Here is an 18,399-nt window from a genome sequence, read left to right on the forward strand (position 1 = left end):
TAGGGTGCCGCGCATGACGACGAGTAAGGCCATCGCCGACGCCAACGCGCTCACGGCCCGGTGGGCGTCCACACTGGACGGACAGGGGACGGTGCTGTCCGGAGCGGGGGTGCACGTCCTGCTCGCGCTCCTCGCGCCGTTCGCCGGTGGGGCGGCCCGCGATGAGCTCATGGGCGTCGCGCCCGAGGGGTTCGAGCTGCCCGAGTCGCCCTCCACGCGGATGGCCACCGGGGTCTGGGCGCGCGACACGTTGCCGCTGACCGAGGCGTGGACGGCGGCCGTGCCCGAGCGGCGGCGGGGCACGCTCACCGGCGACCCGGCCAAGGATCAGCCCGTGCTCGACGCCTGGGCGGCCGCACAGACGGACGGGGAGATCGCGGCGATGCCGATCGAGGTCTCCGAGGACTCGTTCATGGTGCTGGCCAGCGCGCTGTCGGTGCGGACCACGTGGGTGGAGCGGTTCGAGGAAGACCCCGCGTCGATCATGCGCGGACCCTGGGCCGGGCAGGACGTGGCGTTGCTGTACCGATACCTGGACGGCGTCGAGGGGCTGCGCACGCTGCGGGCCGTGGACACCGAGGCCGGGGTGATCACGCTCCTCACCGTCGAGGGGCGCGAGGACGTCGACGTGGTGCTGATCCTCGGGGAGGAGACCCGGCCCACGTCCGCCGTGCTGCCCGCGGCGATCGACGCCATGAGTGACGACAAGCCGGGCAAGGACGGCTCCGCTCTGCGGAGGGACGCGCGTCCCGACCGGGAGGGAGACGACGACTGGACGGTGACCGTCGCGCCCGGGGTCACGGTGCGCGAGCACATCTCGATGTTCGAGGACACGCCCGGGCTGTCGATGGACACCGTTCGGTTCCGGGTCGCGGGCTCGCACGACCTGCTCGAGCACGCCGAGATCTTCGGGCTCGCCGCGGCCACCGACACGTCCCGCGGGCACTTTCCCGGGATCAGCCCGGAGCCGATGGCGGTCTCCCAAGCCAAGCAGGACGCGGTCGCCGAGTTCAGCGCCGCGGGGTTCAAGGCGGCGGCCGTCACCGCGTCCGACATGGTCGGCGCGGGCTTCGAGGAGCCCGAGCAGTACTACCGCGTGCGCTACATGAACGTGCGCTTCGACCGGCCGTTCGGGTTCGCGGCCGTGCACCGCGACACGGGGCTGGTGCTCGTCGCCGGCTGGGTGGCCGAGCCCGAGCCGTACCAATGTTGAACGGGGCCCTGGGAAACCCCAGGGCCCCAACGGAAATGTCAGGCCAGGCGGAAGGACTGGGCGCCCGTGCCGTTGCACGTCCACTGCTGCAGCTGCACGCTGTCGGCCGTCGACGCGTTCGGCACGTCCAGGCACTTGCCGCTGTTGCGGCTCACGAAGTGGTAGTAGCCGCCGCCCTCGGAGACCGGCAGCCACTGCTGGTTGCTGCCGCCGCCGTACGCCCACAGGTGCACCGTCGCGCCGTCCGCGGTCGACACGCCGTTGACGTCGAGGACCTGGGCGGCGTTGTTGCGGTTGTTGATGCGCACGTACCCGTCGCTGGTCGGCACGAACTGGTACTGCTGCGCGAACGTGCTGTTGCAGGTGTACTGCTGGATCGCCGTGCCGTTCGCGGTGCCCGACGAACGCGCGTCCACGCACTTGTTGCTGTTCTTGTTCACCGCGCTGTACCAGGTCGTCGACGAGATCGGGCCGGTGCCGCCGCCGCCCGCGCCGAACGGGCTCAGGATGATCGAGGCCGAGCGCGGGTCGGAGTCGGTGACGAGGGACTCGAAGTGCCCGACGTCGTCGAACGGGAAGGCGTACGCCCGCCCGTCGGACATGTTCGCGTGGATGATGCGCGCGTACTGGTTGGTCGGGCTGTTCTTGTAGAAGCCGGCCGAGTTGAGGTCCGGCTGGGTGTCGACGGTGCCGAGGGTGCCCCGGTTCAGGGCGGCGCACAGCGTCCGGGAGATCGGGCCGACGACCTGGTCGTTCGGGGCCGGCAGGTTGCCCGCGCAGCCCCACACGTCGGCGCTGCCGGGCCGGTTGAACGAGGCCACCACGGCGCCCGAGGTGTTGGTGAACGTCATGACGTTGCCGCTGGTCCGGCCGAAGTACTTGGTGTTGGGCTGGTCGGCGAACGGCACGACGGTCAGCGTCTTGGATGTGTAGGCGTTCCAGGCGCTGTTGATGTACGAGTCCATGAGCGTGGCGCTGAGCAGCCCGGCGCCGGCGGCCTTGCCCGGCGACAGGACGCGCAGCGCGGTGCCGTCCGAGCGCGTGTAGACGGTGTTCGCCCAGCCCGCCTGCGCCTTGATCTGGTTGATGACCGCGTTGCGGCCGTCGTTGACCAGGTCGCCGGTGCGCTGGGTGGCGCCGCTGGCCCCGGTGACCGTCACGGCGTGCGGAATGGCGAACATGTCGACCTGCGAGCTGTTGAGCCACAGGCCGTCGTCGTTGTACGTGAACTCGCTCCAGTCGAACAGGATGTTCTGGTTCGCATCGCCGGCGGCCCAGGGAGCGGGCTGCACGAGACCGTCCGGGGTCAGGAAGAACTTGAGCTTCTCGCCGAGGGAGAAGTACACCCGGCCGGAGAAGCCGCGCGGGAAGCGGATCGTGGTCGAGCCGCCGTTGCCGGGGCCGGCGATGGAGACGTCCGGGGCCGGCGAGGGCGGGATCTGCCCGCCGCTCCACGCCGTGAACGTGCCGGCGGAGTTGACGTAGCCGAGGCGGCCGCTGCTGAGCTGGACGCCGAGAACGTACAGATAGACCGCGTCGCCGCGGCCGGTGGAGTTGGTCACGGTGACGGGCAGGATGCTGGGCCCGACGGCGTGCGCGGCCGGGGCCGAGACGACGGCAGCGGCCGGTCCGGCCAGGGCCAGGGCGCCGAGGAGCCCGAGCACTCTTCGTTTGAGGAGCATGGCGGTGTCCTCCATCGCGGACGGTGGTCCCGCACCGACCGGGCACCCGGTGGCGGCGGCCGGGGCAGGGCATGAGAAAGCGCTCTCGCGGCTGTCGCAAGGATAGCTGGGCTGGACCTTGAGAGCGCTCTCACCATATCGATCAGTAAAGATTCTTGTCAATGGAGGTGTACCGCGTGTGCTTCGATCACCTCCGTGGAGCAGATCACCAGCTATACCGACGCCTGGCAACGCCACCCGCCGCCCGCCCCGTTCGCGGGCATGGCACTCAACGACCCGCACGCCGTCGCCGTCTCGGCCCTGTGGCTGCTCGCCGCCTCGACCCGCGGCGCCACGCCCGGCTGGCGCGTCGAGTTGCAGCCCCGGGCCGAGTGGAGCGACGGCGAGGAGATCACGGACCTCGAGGAGGTCACGGCACTGCTGGCCGAGCGGCTCCCGGTGACCGGCGCGAAGAGCGAGGCCCTGCGGCGACACCTCGCGAGCGAACTCGCCAGCAAGTACGTCAGCCTGCGCCGCCTCCCCGGCGACGACCTCGTGCTGCTCATGCGGGGCTGGAACGACACCGTCCTGCGCATCACGCTGGCGGCCGCGCCCGCGGTCGAGCCGCCGCCGGCCGGCACCCGGCTGCCCTGCCTGCTGACGCTGCTCATGGACCTGCTGTGGGTGAACAACAACAACCCGGTGACCTTCCGGGTGCACTTCGGCCCGCGTGACGACGAGACGCCGTTCGCCTGGTGGGCGCGCACCCACGAGGACCTGGCCGCGGAGGGCGACGAGCCGCGGTTCGCACCCCTCACCCCCGACGAGCTGCGCGCCGCACTGCTGAACGTGGCCCGGGGCGGGCTCAACGACCTCGGCGCGGACTGGGACGGCACCGGCGAGTATCCGCGGCTGCCGGAGGACCACGTCGCCGCGTACCTCAGCCACGACCTGCTCGACACCCTGCTCGAGCGCGTCCGGCCCACGCGGCTGCACGGCACCGGGTTCCTGCCGGTCGACTGGGACCAGGACGACGACGAGGAGCCGATGCCCGGCACCGTCGTGCTCATCGGCCCGCAGGAGGTGGCCGTGCTCGACGTCGACGTGACCTGCTGAGGCCGCCCGGCAGAACCACACGCTTTGGCGGCCCGAAAGGTTGCAGTCAGAAACCATACCCTCACGCATCGTCAGCAATCGCTATAGTCGGTCGCGGCAGACGCTCTGACGGGGAGGGTGGTTCTGGTGGATTCGCCTGCGCTGCAAGCGATTCCGGCGCGATCGGAGTCGGTCGGCGGCTGGCCGGCGCCGACGCTGGCGCTGCTGGCCGCGGTCACCGCCGGCGTCGTCGCGCAGGGCGGGTTCTACCTGCCCGGCCGCATCCTGGTGAGCGCCCTGGCCCTCGTCGCGCTCGGCCTGACCCTCGCGCGGAACCGGCGGCTCGACCGGGACCTGCGGTGGCTCGCCATCGCCACCGCCGCGATCGCCGGGTGGGCGCTGGTCCGGGCGGCCACGGCCGGCGGGTTCACGACCGCGGCCGGCATCGTCCTCGCCCTCGCGACGCTGCTGGCGGGCGTCGTCGCGGGGCGCCGGGCGCGACCGCGGGATCTGGCGGCCGGGCTCGCCGGGCTCGGCGCGCTGGTCGCGATCACCGCCTGGGCGGGGGTGGCGTGGCGGGTCGAGCGCTGGTCGGTGCTGGTCGAGTCGACGCTATGGCGGGGCGCGTCGACGCTCACCTACCCCAACGCCGCCGCGGCGGTGCTGGCCGCCGCCGGGCTGATCGCGCTCGCGCTGCTGCTCGCCGAGCCGGGATCATTGGTTTGGGCCGTCATGTTGTACGCGATCCTGGCCGGGCTGGCCGCCACGCTGAGCCGGGCGGGCTGGCTGGCCTTCGCCGCGGGCGTGCTCTGTCTGGCTTTCCTCGCATCAGTACGTCCTGTGCTCCGCCATCTCCTGCCGGCGCTCGTCGGCGCGGCGATCGCCCTGGCCGCCCTGGTGCCGTCGTTCCCGGCCGACGCGTCGCCCCGGCCGTTGCTGGCCGCCGGAGGGCTGGTGTTCGGGGGCCTGCTCGCGGTACTGCTGCCAAAACTGCACGGCGGAGCGCTGGCGGCGGCCTGGACCCTGCTCGGCGCGGGCGCCGCCGCCGCTCTCGCCGTCACCGCGACGCGGCCCATGCCGTCCACAGTGGACGCCGTGCTGAACCGGCGGTTCACGCTCGCCTCGCAGGGGCGCTCGGGCTCGCTGCGCTCGGCGCTGGAGCAGGCCGGCGCGCACCCGCTGCTGGGCACCGGGCCCGGCCGCGCGCGGTACTTCTGGTTCGACGTCCACGGCACGCTCGTGGTGAGCCGGTGGGTGCACAACGAGTACCTGCAGTGGCTCGTCGACCTCGGCGCCGTCGGCCTCGCCGCGCTGGCCGCCCTCGGCGTCGCCGCGGTCGTCCTGCTGTGGCGGGGCCGGGGCACCAATCCGCTGTGGGCGGGCGCGGTGGCGGCGATCGCCGCCCTCGCCGTGCACAGCGCCTTCGACTTCCTGTGGGAGCTGGCGGTCGTGCCACTGCTGTTCGGCGTACTCGCCGGCATGGCCGCCCCGCGCCCCAGTGAAGAGTCCGCACCATCAACGAACGGGGAGGAATCGCAGTGAAGCTCAAGAAGTCCCACCTCGGCACCGGTGCTCTCGCCCTCGGCGCGGTGCTCGCGTTCGCCGTGCCGGCCGGCGCGGCGGTCAACCTGCAATCCGAGTCCAGCGGCGGCTCGGCCGTCAAAATCGTCAAGACGGCCAAGCTCAAGGCGAACGGCGCGGCCACGATCGTCACGGTCAACGTCACCTGCCCGGCCGGGGCCCACTACCAACTCCAGGTCGACGTGACCCAGACGGTCAGCCCGACCAGCACCACGCACGGCAGCGGCTACCTCAACAACCAGGCCTGCACCGGCGCGACGGAGAAGGTCAAGGTCCCCGTCACGTCACAGGGCGCCCCGTTCAAGTCAGGCGTGGCCTACGCGGTGGGCCACCTCGACGTCTACGGCCAGAACGCCTACGTAACCCTCAACACCGGCCGCGAGATCGTCAACGTCGCGAGCTGACCCACCCCCAGCCCGGTGTGCGGTCCCCGGCCTCGCCGCGCGGCTGCTCGCCCGGGCGCCTACCCAACCCCGCGTCGTGATGCCACCCAGGCATCACGGCGCGTTTTCGACAAGTCGACCGCTCCGCGCCGCGCCCGAGAGCCGCCCGACAGTTAGCTCACGGCAGGCCACCTTTGCCCCGTCGGACCGGCGACGGGCCAACGTGCGCGCCACCGCCGACCGCCGTCAAGGCTCCAGCAGGCGGTCGCAGGCGCGCTGGAGTAGCCGTCGGTCTCCTCCCACAGCTCCGCACAGCCATCGACGGCCAGGCCACCCAGCCGCAGCCCGATCATCCGATCGGACACGGCCAGGACCAGGGCATGAACCTGTTCGAGCCCGTCGGCCGCCCACACCTTGACCCACCGGCGGATCGCCACGTCCGAGCACCCAGGACCTGGCCACCCGCGCGCCCGCGTCGCGGGACAGGAAGCCTTGGCCTCGCCGAGCCAGTCACCGTCTGTGACGAGCACTGGCCGGCCGCCGTGCGCTCACGGCGGCATGTGCGTGCACCATTTGACATTATGGCCAGCCGTGCGGGGCAGCGGGTCCGGCTGGATTCTGGGAAAATGAACTCATGGGGCAGCTGCAATTGCTGAGCAAGTCTGAATTGGCTGCCATGCGTGACCGGACCAGGTCGCGTCGTTATTCCGCGGCGAATGAGGAGTTCCGCCGGGAACACGCCCGGCATCGCGCGTGGGGCCTCGCCCAGCGACACGCCGAGAAACTCCGCCGAATACGCGCAAGCACCCCGTCGGCAAGCATCACTGCCGACGGCCAGGAAGGCTCAGCGAACGAACCGCCCCCGGCCCCGGCCCCGGCCACGCCACCGGCCAAGGCCACCGCCACGACCTCGGCGCCACGCACGGCCACGACCTCGGCACCGCGCACGATCCGGCATAGCCAAGCCACAACCCCGGCACCGGGCACGGCCACGACCACGACCTCGGCGCGGCGGCCGGACACGGCCGCGACGCGACCGCCCGAGGCCCCAGCCACGACCTCGGCACCGCCACCGGCCATGGCCACGGCTACGGCGCGGCCGGCTGAGGCCCCAGCCAGGGCCTCGGCACCGCCGACCAAAGACAGGGCCTCGGCGCCGCCACCGGCCATGGCCACGGCTACGGCGCGGCCGGCTGAGGCCCCAGCCAGGGCCTCGGCACCGCCGACCAAAGACAGGGCCTCGGCGCCGCCACCGGCCATGGCCACGGCTACGGCGCGGCCGGCTGAGGCCCCAGCCAGGGCCTCGGCACCGCCGACCAAAGACAGGGCCTCGGCGCCGCCACCGGCCGAAGCACCGCCACCAGGCGAAGCACCGCCACCAGGCGAAGCACCGCCACCAGGCGAAGCACCTGCGCGGCCCGGGCGACCCCGCGACCGATACCGGCCCGGACGACCACGCCACAGTGCCGCACCCGACGCATGGCACCGACCAACCCAGCGCCGGCCCGCACCCACCGCATCAGCGCCATCCCACCGGCCCGTCGGCACAGCGCCGACACACCAGCGAGAATCCGCGCCGGCCCGCCGACACGGCACCACGAAGAAATACCGGCAAACACTCCAGAGCTGTACCCGGAAAATGCCACGCACCCAATCCGTCAAACCCTATCCCAACGGACCACCGACCAGAAATTCCGAGCGCCACAACAATGACGACGACGCACGAAACACGCGCGCTCATCGGCACGACAGGAAGTCCTGGCCTTACCGGGCCGATTACTCGCTGCAATGTGCGCCAGCTGGCCGCCGCGCACCAACGGCGGCATGAGTGCGTACGTGATCAAGCGATTCCGGCGTCTGGGTCCCGTCGGTCAGCCTCGCGCTTCAGCTCGTCGTACGATCAGATGCCGAAGGTAGGTCCGGTGAGCGTCCACCGCAGGTGGTGCCGATTCCATGGCTCGGGCTCAGTCGTCAGCATGGCCTCGAGGATCGGATGCAGGTGGGTGAGCCCGAAGGTGCGAACCGCCAGCACGGCGCGGGAGCGGACAACCTTGTCCGGGTCGTCGAGCAGCCGCGTGATCGCCGCCTGGCACCGGTCGGCCGGGGCGCCGCGAAGGTGAAACGCGAGCAGGGTCGCCGCCGTGCGGCGCCGCTCGACATCCGTGCCGTGCAGGTCCGGTTCGAGGTCATCGAGGGTGAGCCGGTCGAGCTCGGCCAGAGCTTCGACCGCGATGCCTTCGTTCGACCGGGCGTACCGAGCCACGTCGTCGGGTGAGGCGGTACGCAGGCCGTGGCGGTTCACCCTTCCCTGGGCGGCCGCAACGATGGTTGCGCGGACATTCGCGTCCGGGTCGCTTGCGGCGGCGTGTCGCAGTGCGTCCCGCCCGGCGAAGCCGAGGGACGGCAACTCCCACAGCCAATGCGCTGCTCGGGCCCGTCGGTGCGCCGCCGGGTCGCGGTCGAGGATCGCCACGAGTTCGGCCTCACCGCCGGGCGGCTTCTCGCCGAACCAGTAGCCGTGGATGCCCTCGTCGACCTCGTCCAGCCACCGCTCGTACCAGCACAGGAAGTCCGGGTCTTCGACGACGTACGGTACGATTTCGTGGTCGGCATCGACGTTGAACAGCCGCCCGCAGGCCGGCCCGGTCACGATCAGGCGGGTCTGCAGCTGCCCGCCGCACACCAGCAGTGTGCCCGGCAGCCACACCTGGTCGGACCCCGGTGGGTCCTCGTAGAGCTCCTCCGACCACCCGGGGTATCGCGGGCCCGGCAGATACGGACACGCACGCGTCAAATGCCCCGGCCAGCAGCCCGGCCGGCCTTCGACCGTGCAGACGTCGGCGAGCGGCAACAACCCGGTTCCGGGCCCCGCCCCGCCGTCGCCGACCTCGATCACGAAGCGCCGGTAATGCTCAGGCAGCCGGACTCCGTGACTCGTCTCGAACTCGGCGACGGCCGACTCTGCCGCGGGCCGCTGGAGCCGGAAATGATGGCTCGCCACGCCGTACTCACCAGCCAGGTCATCCCGGCCGCCCAACGCCGCCAGCCTCTCCGCCACACCCGCCAGCCGAACCGCGGTGTCGTCCGCCACGACCGGGGAGCCTACCGCTACGGGCACGGGACCTGGACAACTCAGGTGATCGATCGGACCCGTGCCGTCTCCTTCCATGGCGGGCGGAAAGTCGGGGTCAGACCCGCTGTATGCCGCCGCACCAGACGTGCATGATCTTGCGGGTTGCGGTGATGTCCGTCAGTGGATCGCCGCCGACCAGGAGCAGGTCGGCCCGCTTGCCCGGCTCCACGGTGCCGCGGTCCAGCAGGCCGAAGTGTTCGGCGGGCCCGCTCGTGGCCGCGCGTAGGGCCTCGGCTGGGGTCAGGCCCACCCGGACCAGGAGGTCCAGTTCGTGGTGCAGGCTCTCGCCGTGGCGGATCGGACACGGGCCGCCCGGCGTGGCGTTGGCGTCGGTGCCGGACAGGACCGGGATGCCGGCCGCATGCATCAGCGCCACGCTGCGCAGGGCGCCCGCGAAGGTCTCCGGGTGGCCGGATGCCCCCGCGATGGCCTCCATCATGCTCAGCGTCGGGATGGCAACCCGGTGGTCCGCGGCCATTCTCGCGACCGTACCGGCCTCCAGGGGTGGGCCGAGCGGGACGTGGGTGAGGAAGTCCGCGCCGATGCGCAGGGCCAGCGCGTACGCCCCCGGCGACGTGGCATGCGCCACCACACGGCGGCCCTCGGCGTGGCCGGCGGCCACGAACGCGGCTGCGGCCCCTTCGGACGGGCCGCCGGCGCCCGGCTCCTCCAGCACGATCTTCAGGTGGTCGGAGCCCTCCGCGATCCGGTTGGCCACCGCCTGCTCGGCGTCGGCAGGATCGCGCAGGATGGCCTCGGCGGGCATGCCGGGCATGCGGGCGTGCATGCCGCCGGGGCCGATCGCCGGGGTGACGGCGCTACGGATGTCAGTCAGGCCCGGGATGCCGCGCAGGTCGCGGACCAGGTCCGGCGGCCAGGCCGCCATGTCGAGGGCCGTCGTCACGCCGTACTCAGCGAACTGTTCGAGGGTCTGGCGGCCGTGCAGGTGTACGTGGGCGTCGATCAGGCCGGGCAGCAGCACCGCCCCCGCCGCGTCGACGATCCGCGCGCCGGCCGGGCCGGTCCCGGCGGCGATGAGGCCGCCCTCGATCAGGACGGTTCGCGGCTCGGTCAGCCGTTCGCCGTCGAAGATCCGGACATTGGTGATCGCGGTGCGCTCAGTCATGCCATAACCTCCTTAATCGGACTTATGACCCGTCAGGCGAAAAATCCGATAAGTCGCGGCGCGGAGCGCCCGACTTATCGGGCAAACCACCATCCGCTTTTGTCGTAGCACGGATTCCCGGGACATCCGGGCGACTCCCCGGGTAAGCCCGCGCTGCCGCCGGCCAGAGCAGGGACAAGCCTGAGCCGACGCCGGAGACCATCGTGCTACGTCGCGGTGCGACCCACGCCACCGCGCGCAAAATCAGTGGCCACGCCTCGGGCAGCCGATGATGAGGCCGGTGCCGATTGCGCGTTGCTCAAGGTTGCAGGAGGTCGCTCAGGAAGCGCAGGCGGGCCGCGTGCTGGACGGTCTCGCCGCCCTCGTGGCCGTTGAAGTGGTACACCTCGATCGCCTTTGGGCCCGCGTAGTTGTGGTAGGCGCCGAAGACCGTCGAGGGCGGGCACGTGGTGTCCATCATCGCGACGCTGAACAGCGCCGGGGCGTTCGCACGCCTGGCGAAGTGCACGCCGTCGAAGTGGGCGAGGGTGTCGAAGACGGTGCTGACCCGGTCGCGGTGGACCTTGAGGTAGCCGGCGACCTCGATGTACGGGCCGGTCGAGGCGCGCTCGGCGCCGCGGCGCATGTCGCACAGGAACGGCACGTCCGCGGCGACCGCGGCCAGGTCCGGGACCAGCCCGGCGACGGCGAGGGTGAGCCCGCCGCCCTGGCTGACCCCGGTCGCCGCGACCCGGGCCGGGTCCACGAGCGGGTGGCTGCGGGCCGCGTGCACGGCCCGCACCGCGTCGGTGACGACCCGGCGGTAGAAGTGCTTGGCCGGGTCGAGGATGCCGCGGGTCATGAAGCCCGGGTGCTGCGGGCCGGTGCCCTCCGGCTCGGCGTCGCCGGTGTCGCCGCGCCGCCAGCCACTGCCCTGGCCGCGCACGTCGATGAAGAGGTGGGCGTAGCCGGCCGAGGCGTAGAGCAGGCAGTCCTCCGGCAGCCCTCGGCCGCCGTTGTACCCCGGGAACTCCACCACGCACGGCAGGGGACCCTCGGCGCCGGCCGGGACGACGAACCAGCCCTTGACCGGCTGGCCGGCGTGGCCGGGGAAGCTCACGTCGTACACCTGCAGCGTTTTGAGGCTTGTCGGCACCGGCTCGAAAACGGCCGGGCCACCGTCCGCCTCGGCCTGGGCGAGCACCCCGGCCCAGAACTCGTCGAAGCCGGGCGGCTCCGGCGCCGAGCTGCGGTAGGCGAGGCACTGCTCGTGGGTCAAGTCGGACAGCGGCACGGCGGCTCAGCCTTTCAGTCCTGTGTGGGCGAGGCCCTCGATGAACTGGCGCTGGGCGATGACGAAGACGGCGAGGACCGGGATGGCGGTCAGCGTCGCCGCCGACAGCTGCACGTTCCACGCCGGCCCGCCATAGACGTCGACGAACTGGGTGAGCGCCTGCGGCAGCGTGAACTTCGAGGGGGTGGACAGGAACACGATCGGCTCAAGATACAGGTTCCAGCTGTGCAGGAAGGTGAAGATCGACACCGCGCCGAGGGCCGGGCGGGCCAGCGGCAGGGCGACCTGCCGGAACAGGCCGAACCGGGTCAGGCCGTCGATGCGCCCGGCCTCCTCGAGCTCCGCCGGCAGCGCGATGAAGAACTGCCGCATGATGAACGTGGCCAGGACGCTCGGCGCGCCGAAGATCGGCACGAGGATGAGCGGCCAGTGGGTGTCGATCATGTTCCAGCGCTGGAACATCTGGAACAGCGGCACGATCGTCACCTCGCTGGGCACCAGCAGGCCGGTGAGGACCAGCAGGAACAGCGCGTTCTGGCCGCGGAAGCGAATCCTGGCGAAGGCGTACCCGGCCAGCGACGACACCACCAGCGTGCCGATCGTGCACACGATGGCGATGTACATGCTGTTGAGGTACTGCTGCGCGAACGGCTGCGCCTGGAACACGTGCTTGTACGCCGAGAAGTCCACGTGGGACGGGATCAGCGACGGCGGGAACCGGAAGACCTCGCTCACCGGCTTCACGGAGGAGGTCGCCATCCACCACGTCGGGAAGACGAAGGGAATGGCCAGGACGCACAGCAGACCGTAGAGCGCCGTCTTGGCCCGACGGGACTTAGGACTCATGGAACACCCATCGCTTGCGCAGCTGCCACTGCACGGTGGTCAGGATCAGGACGATGGCGAACAGCACCAGCGAGAGCGTGGCGCCGTAGCCGAAGTGATGGAACTGGAAGGCCTGCTGGTAGAGGTAGTAGACGAGCACGGTCGTCGAGGTGCCGGGCCCGCCCTGGGTGAGCACGGCGATCTGGGCGAAGACCTGCAGCGAGCCGACCACGGTGATGATCGACGTGAGCAGGATCGTCGGGCTGATCATCGGCAGGGTGATGCTGCGGAAGGCCCGCCAGGCGCTCGCCCCGTCCAGCCGCGCGGCCTCGTACAGGCCCGACGGCACGCCCTGCAGCGCGGCGAGGAACAGCACCATGTTCAGCCCGACGTTCTTGACCACCTGCACGACGATCACCGAGATCATCGCGGTGGTCTCGCCCCGCAGCCAGTTCGGTCCGTGGATGCCGGCCGAATCCAGGACGCCGTTGACGCCGCCGTTGTCCTGCAACAGGAACCCCCACACGATCGTCCACGCCACCATGGACACGACGACCGGCGAGAAGAACAGCGTGCGGAACACGACCGTGCCGCGCAGCTTCTGGTTGAGCAGCACGGCCAGCAGCAGGGCGAGGCTCAGGTTGAGCACGAGCAGCCCGGCGGAGAACAGGCCGGTGGCGGCGAGCACCTTCGGCAGGTTCGGATCGTCCGCCAGCTGCTTGTAGTTGTCCCCGCCGACGAAGGTGAACTCGTCGGCGAGGACGTTCCACTCGTGCAGGCTGTACCACGCGACCAGCACCAGCGGGACGAGCACGAAGAGGATCGTGCCCGCGAGCTGCGGCGCGATGAACAGGTAGCCGGCCAGGTGGTCGCGCCGGCGCGCGGTCCAGTACTTCATGTCACTTGGCCAGCAGCGGCTTCAGGCCGGTGCACACGGTGTCGAGCACGGACTTCACGTCGGCGTCGGGCTTCCACAGCGGGTCCAGCGAGGCGCGGACGTTCTGCGCGATCTCGGCCGAGCTGGTGTGGCTGGGCTTGACGACGCCGGTGGAGATGCCGTCGATGACGACCGACTGCAGCTGCGCGGGCTTGAGCAGCGGGTTGGTCTTGGCCAAGGTCTCGGCGTTGAGCTGGCTCTTGCGGGCCGGCGGGAAGTACTGCGCGAGCTTGGCGCTGTTGGCGGGGTTGGTGAAGAACGCCAGGAAGTCCGCGGCCGTACCGGCGTGCTTGCCCTTCTTCAGCACGCCCAGACCGGCCTGGCCGACCACGGCGTACTTGCCCTTCGGCCCGGCCGGCAGCGGCACCAGATCCCAGCCGAACTTGGCGTCCTTGAGCAGCGACGCCCGCGAGATCTGGGTGATGGTCATCGCGGACTGGCCGGTGAAGAAGTCGGCGGACACGCCCGGGCCGGGCAGCGCCTTGTCGGTGAAGATGGCCTTGTGCAGCGCGGTCATCGCCTCGACCATCTCCGGGGCGTTGAACCCGCACGTCTTGCCGTCGGCGCTCCAGGCCTGGGCGCCCCAGCCGGTCCAGACCGCGGAGAGGTTGCTCCAGGTCTTGTAGTCGAAGTCGCGCACGACCATGCCGGCGGTGCCGGTCTTGGCGTTGACCGCCGCGCCCATCGCGAACGCCTTGTCCCAGGTCCAGTTGCCGGCGGTGACGAGGTCGGCCGGGTTGTCCTGGCCCGCCTGCTTGAGCAGGTCGGTGTTGACGAACACGCCGAACGGGGACGTGGAGAACGGGTACGCGTACAGCTTCCCGCCGTTCTGCCACAGCTTGGTCGCCGCCGGCGCCAGATCGTCGGGGTTCTCCAGCTTTTCCAGCGGCACCAGCGCACCGGATCCGACGAAGTCCGGCGCGGAGTCCTCGAGGATCCAGGCCAGGTCCGGGCCGTTGCCGCCGGCGATCTGGGTGGTGATCGTGGTCGTGTACTGCTCGAACGGCAGCGGGTCGAACTTGACGCTCACGTTCGGGTGCGCCGTCTTGTACTCGGCGGCGATGTCGTTGAACATCTTCAGGTGGGCCTCGTTGGCCGACCAGACGGTCATGCGCAGCTCGACCGGGCCGGTCTCGGCGGCGGCGGGGGTGCTGCCCTTGTCGTCGCCGCACGCGGCGAGGGCGAGTATGGAAACGGCCGACAGGGCGGCTGCTGCGAAACGGAACTTCATCTGCGGTACTCCTCGGGGGTGTCAGTAACCGGCGACGTCGGGCCACTGCCGCTCGACGCCGTCGTTGTCCAGGCGGGCCTGGAACTCGGCCAGCAGGACGGGGTTGTTGCGCACCGCGCGCGGGGTGCACGCGCGGTCCAGGCAGAACGCGGCCAGCGCGCCCGCGGCCTCGCCGGCGTTCCACTCGACGGGGTGCAGGCGGTAGGCGCCGTTGGTGACGTGGGTGGTGCCGATGTTCTTGCCGGCGGGCAGGAGGTTGTCCACCCGGCGCGGGATCAGCGCGCCGAGCGGGATCTGGAAGGGGCAGCAGCCGACGTCGATGTAGTGGTCGCCGCCGGTGGAGGGGTGCAGGTCGATGCGGTACATCCCCACGCCGACCGAGTCGTGGTAGCTCACCGCGCCCTTGTCGCCACGCACGGCCAGCGCCAGGTCCTGCTCGACGACCGTGTACTCGGCGAGGATGCGCCGGGACTCGCGGATGTACGGCGCCTGGGCGAGCCCGTCGGCGCTGCCGGTGACGTCGCCGCGCAGCCGCAGCCCCGGGAACCCGGTGCCGCCGTCGGGGCGCGGCGCCTCGGTCTGCAGCCAGTACAGCACCGAGCGGGCCTGCTCCCGGGCCGCGGCGAGGTGCACGGCCGGGTCGGGCACGTCGATGACCGGGTGCTCGAAGTAGTCGAGCATCGGCCAGTTCACCAGGCAGATGTCGCTGTCGTACGCGCCGTCGGTGAACAGCCGCCGCGCCGCGATCCGCCGGAACGTCCACAGGTTGTGGTCGCCGGGGTTGCGCCGCTGGTCGGCGTCGACGGCGAGCGGGTCGTCGCCGGGGTTGGGGTCGAACACCCGCTCGGTGGGCAGCAGCGTGCGGGGGCTCGGCGCGCGGAACGACAGCAGCGGGCCGCCCCAGAACGGCGGGGTGTACTCGCGCCAGAAGTCGTAACGCGCCGGGCGGTCGATGGTGTGGTCGCCGTCGACGTGGTCGACCGCGAAGCACACCGAGACCGCCTGCATGTTGGCCGGTTGGGCGGCGGCGGGCGCGCTCGGCTCGCCGGTGTCGGCCTGGGACTCGAAACCGGTGACGTACTCGACGCCGGCCAGCGGCAGCAGCTCGCCCGTCTCGGTCGCGTCCAGCACGTAGGGTGCCGTGACGTGCACCGTCTCGCCGGTGTCGCGGTGGCGCAGCGCCACCGCGGTCACCCGGTCACCGTCGGTGGTCGCGGCCGCGGGGACGAACGGCTGCAGCACCCTGAGCTTCCCACTGGATCGGTACGGCGAGAGCATCGCCTCCAGCACGGCGACCGCGACCCGCGGCTCGTGGCAGAGCCGGCTCACGTGGCCCGCGCCCGGGTTCAGGTCGCGCCACGCCCGCGCGGCGGCCGTCAGCGGATAGTGACGCCGGTAGTACTCGCGGATGCCGTCACGGAGCCGGCGATAGCTGGCCGTGACGCCGAACTGCTCCACCCAGCTATGCTCGTCGGGCGGCACCGCCTGGCTGGTGAGCTGGCCGCCGATCCAGTCGTACTCCTCCGTGAGCACGACGCTGCGGCCCGCCCTGAGCGCGGCGAGCGCCGCGGCGACGCCGCCGAGGCCGGCCCCGACCACGAGCACGTCAGTCTGCATTTCGGACATTTACGATTTATCGTCTTTCGTTGAGGGTTGTTCCGGGGATGAGCTCGCACGTCAGCACCCGCTGGCGCTGGGTCTTCTTGCCGTCGATCAGGGCCGTGAGCACCTCGAGGGCCTGGGCGCCCATCTCGCGCCTCGGGATCTTGAAACCGGTGAACTCCGTGCCGGTCGGGTCCGTGACGTTCCTGGTCGGCTGGCCGAGGGTGACGATGGACAGCTCGGCCGCCGGTCCTACCGGGCGGCCGGCGCGGCTGGGCGATAAGTCGGGCGCTCCGCGCCGCGACTTATCGGATTTTTCGCCTGACGGGGTATTCGTCCGTTTCTCTGCGATCTCCGCCGATCGCGCCGCCAGGGCCACGCCCTCGCTGTGCTCCTCGGCGAAGACCGCCGTCGCGCCGCTGTCCAGGACCGCGTCGAGGTCGCCAGCCGGCAGGTGCAGGCCGGTCACGCCCGCCTCGGCGACGCCGCGGTCGAAGCCGGCCTTACGGTCGGCGTGTGACTCCGGCCCCTCCCCCTGCCCCATGTACAGCAGCCGGGTGTGCCCGAGCGCGACCGCCCGCCGCACCAGGGTCACCGTCGCGCCGGCGTAGTCCGCGCCGACGTACGGCACGGGACCACCGGCGTCGTCGCGCCGGCCGACGGAGACGAACGGGAACCCGTCCGCCACCAGCCGGGCCAGCTCCTCGCGGTCGAGCGAGCGACCGAGCAGGACGCAGCCGTCGGCCAGGCGCAGCCGGTTGCCCTCGTGGAAGATGCGCCGCCGCCCGTCGACCACCGGGGCACTGGTCAGCAGCAGCAGGTCGCTGCCCAGGGCCTCGGCCCGCTCCTCGATGCCGACCAGGAACGGGTGGTAAAAGTCGCTGTTGCCGGCCGGGAACACCGGCTCGTAGGTGAACACGCCGATGATCCGGTTGTCCCGCGCGGCGAGCCGGCGGGCGATCGGGTCCGCGACGTAACCGCTGTCGCGGATCGCCTGCAGCACCCGCTCACGCGTCTCCGGCGCGATGCGCACGTCGCCGTCCGAACGCCCGTTGAGCACGAGCGACACGGTCGCCTGACTGACGCCCGTCATCCGGGCGATGTCCCGTTGCGTCAGGCGGCGGGGGGTTCCGGTCACGATGGCTTCCGTCCTGCTAATGCGCATTACCACTTGATGGGTCGCCATCCTGAACCCATCGACCCGGGTTCGTCAAGTCCCCGGTTGCCGCTGATAATTCGTATTAGCACCTTGACCGGGGCGTTCGGCCGGGAACACACTCCCATCCATGAATCGCCGCCAGCTGCTCAGGGGAGCCGCATTGTCAGGAGGCGCCGCCGCCATCGGCGCACTCCAGCTCCCCTCGCCGGCGTCCGCCGCGCCGGCCGGATTCCCGAACTACCAGTACATCGGCGTGCCGTTCACCAAGTCGGCACTGCGCTACAGCCCCACGAACGAGCTGATCTTCCCGTGCATCCGGGGTGTGTACGACAAGATCAGCGGCGGCCTCGGCCGCTACTACCTCTACTACGCCCCGCACAACGCGCCCGGCGGCATCTGCCTGGCCTACGGCAACTCCCTGGCCGGGCCGTTCACGGAATACCCGGCCAACCCGATCGTCTCCAACACGTGGTCGCCGTACTACTCCGTCAGCCACGTCTCGTCACCGCACGTGCTGTGGAGCGCGTCGAACAAGAAGTTCTATCTCTACTTCCACGGCGAGAACAACACGACCCGCATGGCCTGGTCGACGGACGGAATCCATTACACGTACTTCGGGGTCGTCCTGAACACGTCGATGGTCCCCGGCACCACCGAGACCTCGTACGCCCGCGTCTTCGAGCACACCGTGACGGGCCTGGGGAACAAGTACGTCATGCTGTTCATGGGCGTCACCAGCGGCACCAGGAAGATCTTCTGGGGCTGGTCCAGCGACGCGAAATCCTGGAAGTTCGACCCCACCCCGCTCGTCACGCCCGGCGCCGACGGCCAGACCGACATCTCCGGGGCGCACCTGCTCAAGCGCAACGGCACCGCGTACGTGGTGTACCACGGCAACGGCGGCAACATGTTCCTCACCGAGGTCGGCAACGCCTTCGACCGCCAGGTACACCTGGGCGTGTTCCACTCCGCGCGGTCGGCGGCCCCGGACAGCGGTCGCAGCGCCGCGCCGTCGTTCGGCACCGACGGCGGCGTGGAGTACATGTTCTACGAGGCCGGCCCGCGACTGTCCGCGACGATCGCGGTGGCCCGGGCCGTCTGACGGTCCATTGTTCGATTCGCCCGCCCGGCTCCCACCGCGTGGCGGCCGGGCGAGCGACCACCGGTCCGCCGCGCCGGC

General features: G+C 71.1%; 15 protein-coding genes. 5 read left to right on the plus strand and 10 right to left on the minus strand.

Annotation, left to right across the window (positions count from 1 at the left end):
• The first annotated feature begins 13 nt into the window (after positions 1-13).
• On the plus strand, positions 14-1,213 hold the full coding sequence (locus tag ACQPY0_RS38680; RefSeq protein ID WP_432972492.1) for a serpin family protein: 1,200 nt from the start codon (positions 14-16) through the stop codon (positions 1,211-1,213).
• A 38-nt stretch (positions 1,214-1,251) separates the two neighbouring features.
• Here ACQPY0_RS38680 and ACQPY0_RS38685 read toward each other — a convergent pair whose 3' ends face one another.
• The gene (locus tag ACQPY0_RS38685; RefSeq protein ID WP_432972495.1) at positions 1,252-2,895 is read right to left on the minus strand and encodes a beta-1,3-glucanase family protein; all 1,644 of its coding nucleotides are present in this window, start codon (positions 2,893-2,895) and stop codon (positions 1,252-1,254) included.
• A gap of 195 nt (positions 2,896-3,090) precedes the next feature.
• Between ACQPY0_RS38685 and ACQPY0_RS38690 the strand changes: the two genes are divergently transcribed.
• The 3 genes from ACQPY0_RS38690 (at position 3,091) to ACQPY0_RS38700 (ending at position 5,954) form a co-directional block, all read left to right on the plus strand.
• A complete protein-coding gene (locus ACQPY0_RS38690; protein ID WP_432972498.1) occupies positions 3,091-3,990 on the plus strand; it encodes a hypothetical protein in 900 nt (299 codons plus the stop codon).
• A 126-nt stretch (positions 3,991-4,116) separates the two neighbouring features.
• Positions 4,117-5,511, plus strand: a complete 1,395-nt coding sequence (locus ACQPY0_RS38695; protein ID WP_432972501.1) for an O-antigen ligase family protein — start codon at positions 4,117-4,119, stop codon at positions 5,509-5,511.
• The gene (locus ACQPY0_RS38700; protein ID WP_432972504.1) at positions 5,508-5,954 is read left to right on the plus strand and encodes a hypothetical protein; all 447 of its coding nucleotides are present in this window, start codon (positions 5,508-5,510) and stop codon (positions 5,952-5,954) included. The genes ACQPY0_RS38695 and ACQPY0_RS38700 overlap by 4 nt, the downstream gene beginning before the upstream one ends.
• Before the next feature lie 152 nt (positions 5,955-6,106).
• Here the strand turns inward: ACQPY0_RS38700 and ACQPY0_RS38705 are convergent, their stop codons facing one another.
• The 9 genes from ACQPY0_RS38705 to ACQPY0_RS38745 all read right to left on the minus strand — a co-directional run bounded on the left by ACQPY0_RS38705 (position 6,107) and on the right by ACQPY0_RS38745 (position 17,198).
• The gene (locus tag ACQPY0_RS38705) at positions 6,107-6,370 is read right to left on the minus strand and encodes a hypothetical protein (protein ID WP_432972507.1); all 264 of its coding nucleotides are present in this window, start codon (positions 6,368-6,370) and stop codon (positions 6,107-6,109) included.
• A gap of 1,463 nt (positions 6,371-7,833) precedes the next feature.
• Entirely contained in the window at positions 7,834-9,024 is a 1,191-nt protein-coding gene (locus ACQPY0_RS38710) for a HEAT repeat domain-containing protein (RefSeq protein ID WP_432972510.1), read from the minus strand.
• Between the two features lie 97 nt (positions 9,025-9,121).
• Positions 9,122-10,192, minus strand: coding sequence for an amidohydrolase family protein (locus tag ACQPY0_RS38715; RefSeq protein WP_432972513.1), 1,071 nt, complete (start codon positions 10,190-10,192; stop codon positions 9,122-9,124).
• 298 nt (positions 10,193-10,490) lie between these two features.
• Positions 10,491-11,465 carry an acetylxylan esterase gene (locus tag ACQPY0_RS38720; RefSeq protein ID WP_432972516.1) on the minus strand — a complete coding sequence of 325 codons (975 nt, stop codon included), beginning with the start codon at positions 11,463-11,465 and terminating at the stop codon, positions 10,491-10,493.
• Between the two features lie 6 nt (positions 11,466-11,471).
• Complete coding sequence (locus tag ACQPY0_RS38725; protein WP_432972519.1) at positions 11,472-12,311, minus strand: carbohydrate ABC transporter permease; 840 nt, start codon at positions 12,309-12,311, stop codon at positions 11,472-11,474.
• A complete protein-coding gene (locus ACQPY0_RS38730) occupies positions 12,301-13,188 on the minus strand; it encodes a carbohydrate ABC transporter permease (RefSeq protein ID WP_432972522.1) in 888 nt (295 codons plus the stop codon). The genes ACQPY0_RS38725 and ACQPY0_RS38730 overlap by 11 nt, the downstream gene beginning before the upstream one ends.
• Before the next feature lies 1 nt (position 13,189).
• The gene (locus ACQPY0_RS38735) at positions 13,190-14,458 is read right to left on the minus strand and encodes an ABC transporter substrate-binding protein (protein WP_432972525.1); all 1,269 of its coding nucleotides are present in this window, start codon (positions 14,456-14,458) and stop codon (positions 13,190-13,192) included.
• 21 nt (positions 14,459-14,479) lie between these two features.
• Entirely contained in the window at positions 14,480-16,075 is a 1,596-nt protein-coding gene (locus ACQPY0_RS38740) for an FAD-dependent oxidoreductase (RefSeq protein ID WP_432972528.1), read from the minus strand.
• A gap of 16 nt (positions 16,076-16,091) precedes the next feature.
• Positions 16,092-17,198: a LacI family DNA-binding transcriptional regulator gene (locus ACQPY0_RS38745; protein ID WP_432972531.1), complete on the minus strand. Its 1,107-nt coding sequence runs from the start codon at positions 17,196-17,198 to the stop codon at positions 16,092-16,094.
• Between the two features lie 148 nt (positions 17,199-17,346).
• On the opposite strand from ACQPY0_RS38745, the gene ACQPY0_RS38750 reads away from it, so the two are divergent.
• A complete protein-coding gene (locus ACQPY0_RS38750) occupies positions 17,347-18,321 on the plus strand; it encodes a twin-arginine translocation signal domain-containing protein (RefSeq protein ID WP_432972534.1) in 975 nt (324 codons plus the stop codon).
• The last annotated feature ends 78 nt before the right edge of the window (positions 18,322-18,399 follow it).

The organism is Dactylosporangium sp. CA-233914 (genome assembly GCF_050942935.1).
Classification (GTDB): domain Bacteria; phylum Actinomycetota; class Actinomycetes; order Mycobacteriales; family Micromonosporaceae; genus Dactylosporangium.

What these genes read in the sequence shown, in the direction of transcription:
- ACQPY0_RS38680 (WP_432972492.1), top strand. Translation starts at nt 14, where the DNA reads ATGACGACGAGTAAGGCCATCGCCGACGCCAACGCGCTCACGGCCCGG.
- ACQPY0_RS38685 (WP_432972495.1), bottom strand. Translation starts at nt 2,895, where the DNA reads ATGCTCCTCAAACGAAGAGTGCTCGGGCTCCTCGGCGCCCTGGCCCTG.
- ACQPY0_RS38715 (WP_432972513.1), bottom strand. Translation starts at nt 10,192, where the DNA reads ATGACTGAGCGCACCGCGATCACCAATGTCCGGATCTTCGACGGCGAA.
- ACQPY0_RS38725 (WP_432972519.1), bottom strand. Translation starts at nt 12,311, where the DNA reads ATGAGTCCTAAGTCCCGTCGGGCCAAGACGGCGCTCTACGGTCTGCTG.
- ACQPY0_RS38730 (WP_432972522.1), bottom strand. Translation starts at nt 13,188, where the DNA reads ATGAAGTACTGGACCGCGCGCCGGCGCGACCACCTGGCCGGCTACCTG.
- ACQPY0_RS38735 (WP_432972525.1), bottom strand. Translation starts at nt 14,458, where the DNA reads ATGAAGTTCCGTTTCGCAGCAGCCGCCCTGTCGGCCGTTTCCATACTC.
- ACQPY0_RS38740 (WP_432972528.1), bottom strand. Translation starts at nt 16,075, where the DNA reads ATGCAGACTGACGTGCTCGTGGTCGGGGCCGGCCTCGGCGGCGTCGCC.
- ACQPY0_RS38750 (WP_432972534.1), top strand. Translation starts at nt 17,347, where the DNA reads ATGAATCGCCGCCAGCTGCTCAGGGGAGCCGCATTGTCAGGAGGCGCC.